Genomic DNA, 7710 nt, shown 5'->3' with positions numbered 1-7710 from the left:
TGCTTAACAACCCTAACAATTAAGAGCAATTTTCCATTGTTCGTGTTTTTCAATGGTCTTTTTGTGTTGCTTATTTTTATCAATTAATTTTTTTATAAAAACTTATTGACTTTTACTAGCTGGTCTATTTTAAAATTTTTGATATTATAAATATTGCTATCTGAGTGACTAAAACTAAGGTTATTGTCTTTGTGGTATCGTCCCATTTCTTTGCAGGCTTATCCTCTACTACTTTTATTCTTGCAGACAACTCCTTCATATCAAGTTTCAAAGCTTCTATAGGTTCATTCCCAGGTGGATGTCTTTCAAAGTCATCTATCTTATCAGCTATTATTTTTACACTATCTTTTATTTCATTTAAAATATTAAATATCATTGATACTCTTTCTTCATTCTTATCTCCCTGTCTTTCCAATGTTCCCACCCTATCCTGAAGCTTTAAAATCATGTCATAAACCTTCCCCTCTGAACTTTTCAACGTCTTTTCAAAGCCCTCCATCTTATTCTTAATATTTTCTATCTGTAAACAATCCTTACAGCTTCTATCCTCCAAGTTAACCATCTCCCCTCTTTCAAAAAATAAGAAAAGACATCCTGAAGATATCTAACATTCCTAATGAGCAGGCATATCCAATGGATACACATAATCACAAGTAAAATCATATTGAATTTTCATAGTATTAGTTGGCGTTTTAGTTATAGCCTCTGGAAGAAGTGTGTGTGCTGACGCTGGAACAATATACTGCTGCTTTAATTCTCCATAACCGCTGCCATCAAAAGTAAATATATTAGAAGTATCCTTATCCCAAACAATACTATTGTAAATAGTCGAAGTAAAACTTGAAGTGCCATATGGCGTCAAATCATTATTGAGCTGCAAACAAGTACCATAACGTATTATTACCCACAATTTACTATTGGGTATTTGTGTTAAAGCAATCTCTCCAGAACTGCCAGTATATATTTGCGTTTTGTCAGCAAAGGTACCATCTTTATTGTATCTAGCTATACAACTTTTATATTTAGAACTTGAACCAGATGAATCTGTGCATCCATTGTAAGCTATGTAAACATAGGTATCATTTACTGCAATGTCAAAATAACATACGTTATAAACAAGATCACCTGGAATTGTAGCACTTTTTGAATAAGAAGCTACTACAGCAAAATTCTTATCTAACTTTTTAAAAGATCCATCACTTATTAGTATCCAAAAGTTAGTACCATCGTAGGCAATAGCTTTCACTGATATTGGCAGTGTTACATTACTTTTCTTAGTTCCAGTTACCTTATCATATACATATAAAATTGTTGAACCAGTCTTTAGGACATAAAGATTAGTTTCATCTGTACATAAATTATAACTTGGTAAGTATGTACCACTACCTCCTGCTTCTAATGTTTTTTTAGCATATACTGGATTTATTCTTGGACTTTGAGCATTAGTATCACTACTAGCTCCTCCCATCCAATATATACTTTTAAAAGTTCCGTTAGCAGCATTAGTTGGAAAGTCCATTACATAATGCCTTGTACTAGTAGACCTTGTTGTTTCAGACTTGTTTATGCTACCCCTTAAATTATCACTGCCACTATAAGCATATAAGCTGTCTGCATAACCTAGAATACTTCCCCAAGTAAAATAATCATAAGGATCTTCTGCTATGTCTCCTGTAGTTAAAACCATTACTCTAAAGGGATAAGTTACATATATATCACTTAATATATCTTCCTGCTTATTATCTAGCATTGGATAATAAAATCCATCTAAGTAAGCCATATTTCCAAATACTGCAGATATTCTGTTTTCACTTTTAGCTTCATAAGTTTGCTTTCCTGTAAGTGAATCATAGAGTTTAACTGTAGCAATTCCTGTATAAGGCATTATTAATTTTTTCTTTAAAAATTCCATATTAGTTCCTTTTATTAGGTCTTTGCTGTAAGCTAAACTTTGTTTATAAGGCATATAGGATTCCTCCTTCCTTTTTGTATAATTTATCTACATTTTAAATCTAGCTTTTATAATTTTGAACAAACAAAAGCCTATATCATTAGATATGGCTTTAGTCATATAAAAAAAGATTGTGTCACATGAAAAATTACATTGTTATATTACTGTTATAGATCTACTTTAGTTTTTCTCTTTGTTACTAATGTCTACCAAAGCATCAAAAAATAAGTTAGGTTGATCTATCATTGTCATATGTCCAGCACCAGGTATTAAATATAATTTTTTATGTGGTGCATTAATTTTTTTAAAGTATTCTTCGGCAATAACATGAGGGGTTTGCCAATCATTTTCACCTAGAATATAATAAATTGGCACTTTATACTCTGCTGATTCTGATCTTATATCAAATTTACTCCAAAACTCTATTACTTCTTCGTTTGGTTTATCCATTTTTATCAATGCAGAAATATCCGATAACTTAAAAATAGGGCTTTTAATTAAACCTATAATTGCAGAAAGATTCCCATTAGCAGCCAAATTATATTTACCTTGAACTGCACGCAGTTTCTCAGATTTTTTCTTAAAGGCAATACCATGATTATCACCTGGATAATCACCTAAAGCTTCAAGCTCTTTTAGAGATTTTTTATCATTGGCCAGCAAAGCTAATTCTTTAACTTTTTCGTAGCCAACACGCTCATTTTCAAACATACTTATAACTTGCCCAACTCCAATATAATAAGCTACTTCTTCTGGATATTTTTTTATAAATATGCTTCCTAAAACAGTTCCCCAGGAATGCCCAAATATAATTATCTTTTGTTTATTATATTTTCTTTTTAGATATTGAACAATTTCAAATAAATCCTTTAGCATTAAATCAATTGTAATACATTCATCTGGATTTTTAGTTAACGTTTTTCCGGCTCCACGCTGATCCCAGTGAACTACTGTAAAAATTTCTTCCCATTTTTCTTGAAAAATATATGAAAGTGTTGATTCTGCGAAACCTGGTCCACCGTGTAAAAACAACATTACTGGATTATCATAGTTTGTACCCGCATGAAATAGATATTGCTCTATACCATTAATGCGTACATATTCCTCAAAATAAATTAATCTATTGGGCTTATTTTTCATAATTCTAATTCTCCTTTTATCACTATAAAAAAATTACCGTTTTTTACTTACCTCTTTCTTATTCTTTCAAATTCATTTAATGCTTTTGTTTGAGCGTCGCTTTGAATTTGATCAATTTTATATTGTACTTCTTCTTCAAAACCATCCTGCTCTTCACCATCAAACCTATATAATTTCTTTAATAAATTCCACAGCGTTTCCATTTCTTCAATTGAAAAATCTTTAGAAATATCCGCCAAAAACTTTATTGATGTTTCATCACATTCTTTGATAACTTGTTTTCCAGCCTCTGTAATTTTAATGTTGACTGCACGCTTATCAAGCTGACTAGGTACAGTAATAACATAACCTTTATTTTCTATAATAGTTATCAACTTTTTCAGGCTCTGTTTAGTTGTACCTAATTTTCTAGCAATATTATTAATGGTTGTTTCATTTTCTGGCAAATGAAGAATTGCTGCAATAACCATAAACTGCCTACTTGTTAAATGTTCAAAATATCCATCACCTTTTATTTGAAGCTTATTGGTAAGAGAAAAAGTTGTTACGTAAATTTGCTGTATTAAAAATAGTGCTCTGTGATTATCCATAGACATCTCCTTTTATTTAGACATCATGGTGTCTAAATAAAATGTTAACATATTGCCAAAAATTTATCAACATGCTGTCTATTGTTTCTTTAAATAACTTTTTATGTTAAATAGAAACTTTTATTCAAAACATTCTTCTTAAAACAAAAAGAAAAAGGAGAATGCCATCCATCTGGACTTGGTTCTCCTCCATTACCTACATACATTATATCTTACTTATTCATCACAACTTCTTACGATTAGGACTCATAAATTTACAATTTCGTCATACCTTATTTTTTTATAACACGAAATTTTACTAATATTCTAAATTTTTCCTATTTAAAAGAAATATTGTAACTGGTTGTGATATTTTTATCTGTAAATAAATTAGGTTTTACTACTACATTTTCATTTAGTGAAAATTGTTTTGGAAGTTGTAATGTTATATTTACATTCTGTACTGATACTTTATTTAAATATAATCCATTCATATTTACAAGCTTCTGTTTCTCAAAACATTCTGCGTGTGGATGTTCTGCACTCAAACCGCCTTGAAGATTTCTTCCATCTATCATACATTGAAGATTAAACATAGGTATATTTACTGTACCCGTATCTACTTTTAGAAATACTGCAATGTAGTGTGCACCTTGCTGAACTTGTGGAATTCCAAGAGGTATACCTATAACATTATCTCCCTGCTGTAATTTTTGTTTTGGTGCAAATGGAATATCCTTATTATCTAATTGAATTTCTATTGTTATTGTGCATAAACTGCTGGCTGTGCAGTACATAGTAAAATTCATAGATAAGTTTGTATCTGCAACTGCTGTTATTCCTAAATATACTGGTTCAATGGGTGCTGTTCCAACAGTTAAAGCTACTGGATTTGCATAATAAAGCATTGAACTAAAGGATTCCGCTACTTTATTTCCAAGCTCATCTAGTGTAGTCTTAATATTTGCTGTATCAAGCTGTTTTAATATACTGTCTTTTGGCTGTCCAAGTTCAACTTTAATATTTGTACAATTTAAAATATCTTTCTTTATCTTGATTACAGGTACTTTTACATCAATGTTAAAATCCTTGTGTCTTACTATAACTAAATCTCCAACATTAACTGTTTGGAGATGCTTGTATTTTTCATATTCTTTTGTTTTACTAAGTTCAATGAAGTCAATATCAATATTTACTTTGCTTAAACCTATTAAACTTGCAGCTTCTTTAGCAAGCGCTCTTAGCGTAACTTCATCTCCAGCATTTTTAAATTCAACTTTCTTTATAATAGGAAAGGGCGGATATGCATCACTATTCCAGTTAGGTACACTAATATATTTTTCAGTAAGCTTTATACCATTTTTTCCTACAGGGTAAATCTTTGTTACAACACATGTGGTATCTATATTAAATTTCAAACCAGCTATATTTTTACCCTGTGCAATTAATACTCCTCCATCTTTTCCTATAGCTCTTAATATTTTAATATCAAAGTTATCTCTTTTTAGTTCGCCACAACCCCATATATTAATTATTGAAAATATGACTTCTACAGGATTCTTTTCTTCAATATCAATTGTGTTTGCAGTTATAATATCACTATCTACTGTATATATGGTTATTAAATCTCCTATCAAAGACTTCTGAAGAGCCGTCTTTACACTACAGTTTTCAGCTTTCATGCTTTCTATAAAATAATAAGAAAGGTCATAGAAGATATGCTTTGCCCATACCTTAATTACATTTTTCCCATCACTACTTTTCTCTACCTTATATATTCTAAAAAGCTGATCCTCTGCCTTAATAATATTCCACTCCACTATATACTTTGATTTCTTAGAATTAGCAGGATACTCTAGCTCTAAGGAATAATCACCATTTAGTTCTTCAGTAATATAGCAACTTATAGTTTCACTTAAAATTCCAAAACCGTTATTATCAAAATTTCCTTTAGTAGTTTTCTTATCATAAATGCATACCATTACAACCACCGCCAGTTTGGTAAAAGCTCTACTTTAGTAACACCGCCACTCCATTCTATAATATTTTCGCCAGACTTCATCTTTAAAAATTCTCCACTCATTTTCCCATTTAAATTGTTTCCTACATCATCATAGCAGTCTTGTATAACTGAATTTACTATAACTTTTTCAGATATACCTTTGAAACTTATCTGCTCTCCATTTATTTTAAAAACTATATCACCAGAACCATAAATATTTATTATAGGTTCACTTTCAATAGTTCCTGGATTAGTCACTGTTGTTTTGGATTGATTTATTATAATTGCGGTATTATCAACTGCATACTTAAAAGGTCTACAGTTGAATATTATAGGAAACTCACTAAAATATTTATAAACCTGTTTAAAATCAATAGCATTTACCACTTGAGCAATGTATTTTTTATCATCTTGAAAACTAAATATCAAATCACTTTCACCTGCTCCAAAAAGCCAGGCTTTTATGTCATCAATTTTATTTGCAAGGTTCTGCTTATCCTTTACTGAGCATTCAACATTTAGTGTTATATCATCATAAGTCTTTTCATCAAATCTTAAATTAGAATCTCTTCCGGGAATGTTTATTGTATTTACTCTACGTTTAGGAGAAGGAAGATTAGGTCTTTGAGATATCAGTATTCGAAAATCATCATAACTGTTCTTACCAGCAAAGTTAAAACTAAGCACACTAAACTCCTCCCTTCCCCATAGAGATTTTCTGTCTATAAAATTCTAATTCATAAGCAAGCTGTTCTATATCTTTTTCAGTATAATTATTAAAATTATCTATGTGCAAAGTAAGCCCATTTCTATTACCTATAGCAAGTTCGCCAAGTCTCGCTAGCACCCCAGAGGTGCAAATTCTTCCAAGTACAAGCGCTGTTATCTAAGTACTTCAAATTCATTTTACGAATGTATTTTAACTAATGTTTCCAAAATACATTTTTATACTATTATAACATATAATATATATTTAACATGGACTTTTATGATAATAAATCACAAAGCTCGCCAACATTCCTCTTCTAGGACATCAGCGAGCTCCTCCATACTACTTCCTAAACTAACTTTTTCTTAAACACATCCTTAAGTCCAGCCTTCTCAATCCTCTTCTCAATCTCCTTAACATCCAACGTATATAGTCCTACTTCCTTCATATGCTCAAAATACTCTGCTCCAGCAAAAGTATATCTATTTATCCTGCCTTCCTTAGTTTCCATTTTCTCATTTGCATAGGCAATAATATCACCTATTGCTGTGGTTCTAGGAAGTATTCGTGTGCCATACCCAAAAGCCTGGGAAATCGCATTATACCCCGCTAGAGAGCCACTGGCGACGGCTTCAGCATGGTGGTCCAAATTGCGACAAATTTCTAGATAATAAATACGAAAGCTTAATATGGACAAGACGAAATACTGACGATTCAACAGTCTTTCATCTTGTCCATATTTTTAGCTGAAGTTTATTATCTAAGGAAGTTATTACAATTCGCTGATATGCCTTGCAACACCTTGGCTCAGAGACTTAAGAAGGCTAGAATGCTGACTGGAATGTCTCAGAAAGAACTGGCAAAGAAGGTTGGCATTAGTCGTTCTGTTTTAAATGAAGTTGAGGCTGGATATCGCGATAAGATCTTAAGACCTACCTTATTAAAACTGCTAACTGTACTTGATAAGGATATTCTTTGCGATGATTATTATAGGTTTGTACTTGAACAGGAAGAAAAGCTGAAGTTACTTGTTGAGAAATATGGATTGAGAAAACTGGCTCGGATGATTGGAGTTGATGCTTCCAGTTTGGATCATTGGAAAAGGGGTGATTATCAGATTTCTAGGAGGTATTTTGAGAAGATTTTGGAACTAAATTTACTTTCGCAAGACAAGACATAAAAACCTGATGATAACTATTGTCCTTAAATAGATATCATCAAGTTCCATTTCTCCATATCCTACAGATTTATTTAACCATTAAACTATACCTTATATAATATTAAACCCAATTTTCTACATCTAACTCCTCAATGTCTGAAAAATGCTTAATATTATTTG

8 protein-coding genes are annotated in these 7710 nt (G+C 31.3%); 1 reads left to right on the top strand and 7 read right to left on the bottom strand.

The window, feature by feature from the left end; translation table 11 throughout:
* Positions 1 to 124: 124 nt before the first annotated feature.
* The 7 genes from CLORY_RS22015 to CLORY_RS21980 all read right to left on the bottom strand — a co-directional run bounded on the left by CLORY_RS22015 (position 125) and on the right by CLORY_RS21980 (position 7020).
* Positions 125 to 553 (bottom strand): hypothetical protein, encoded by a 429-nt coding sequence (locus tag CLORY_RS22015; RefSeq protein ID WP_079428595.1) that lies wholly within the window; start codon positions 551 to 553, stop codon positions 125 to 127.
* Between the two features lie 60 nt (positions 554 to 613).
* Positions 614 to 1966 carry a hypothetical protein gene (locus CLORY_RS22010; RefSeq protein ID WP_079428593.1) on the bottom strand — a complete coding sequence of 451 codons (1353 nt, stop codon included), beginning with the start codon at positions 1964 to 1966 and terminating at the stop codon, positions 614 to 616.
* A 165-nt stretch (positions 1967 to 2131) separates the two neighbouring features.
* Entirely contained in the window at positions 2132 to 3091 is a 960-nt protein-coding gene (locus tag CLORY_RS22005; RefSeq protein ID WP_079428591.1) for an alpha/beta fold hydrolase, read from the bottom strand.
* Between the two features lie 47 nt (positions 3092 to 3138).
* The gene (locus CLORY_RS22000) at positions 3139 to 3681 is read right to left on the bottom strand and encodes a MarR family winged helix-turn-helix transcriptional regulator (protein ID WP_079428589.1); all 543 of its coding nucleotides are present in this window, start codon (positions 3679 to 3681) and stop codon (positions 3139 to 3141) included.
* 317 nt (positions 3682 to 3998) lie between these two features.
* Complete coding sequence (locus CLORY_RS21995; protein WP_079428587.1) at positions 3999 to 5642, bottom strand: phage tail spike protein; 1644 nt, start codon at positions 5640 to 5642, stop codon at positions 3999 to 4001.
* Entirely contained in the window at positions 5642 to 6349 is a 708-nt protein-coding gene (locus CLORY_RS21990) for a distal tail protein Dit (protein ID WP_079428585.1), read from the bottom strand. The genes CLORY_RS21995 and CLORY_RS21990 overlap by 1 nt, the downstream gene beginning before the upstream one ends.
* Positions 6350 to 6720: 371 nt before the next feature.
* Positions 6721 to 7020 carry a hypothetical protein gene (locus CLORY_RS21980; RefSeq protein WP_079428583.1) on the bottom strand — a complete coding sequence of 100 codons (300 nt, stop codon included), beginning with the start codon at positions 7018 to 7020 and terminating at the stop codon, positions 6721 to 6723.
* A gap of 81 nt (positions 7021 to 7101) precedes the next feature.
* On the opposite strand from CLORY_RS21980, the gene CLORY_RS21975 reads away from it, so the two are divergent.
* Entirely contained in the window at positions 7102 to 7551 is a 450-nt protein-coding gene (locus tag CLORY_RS21975) for a helix-turn-helix domain-containing protein (protein ID WP_139376122.1), read from the top strand.
* Positions 7552 to 7710 lie beyond the last annotated feature (159 nt).

It is taken from the genome of Clostridium oryzae, from assembly GCF_002029235.1.
Taxonomy (GTDB): Bacteria; Bacillota; Clostridia; order Clostridiales; family Clostridiaceae; genus Clostridium_AE; species Clostridium_AE oryzae.
This window is presented reverse-complemented; position numbering and strand designations above follow the sequence as displayed.

What these genes read in the sequence shown, in the direction of transcription:
- CLORY_RS22010 (WP_079428593.1), bottom strand. Translation starts at nt 1,966, where the DNA reads ATGCCTTATAAACAAAGTTTAGCTTACAGCAAAGACCTAATAAAAGGA.
- CLORY_RS22005 (WP_079428591.1), bottom strand. Translation starts at nt 3,091, where the DNA reads ATGAAAAATAAGCCCAATAGATTAATTTATTTTGAGGAATATGTACGC.
- CLORY_RS21995 (WP_079428587.1), bottom strand. Translation starts at nt 5,642, where the DNA reads ATGGTATGCATTTATGATAAGAAAACTACTAAAGGAAATTTTGATAAT.
- CLORY_RS22000 (WP_079428589.1), bottom strand. Translation starts at nt 3,681, where the DNA reads ATGGATAATCACAGAGCACTATTTTTAATACAGCAAATTTACGTAACA.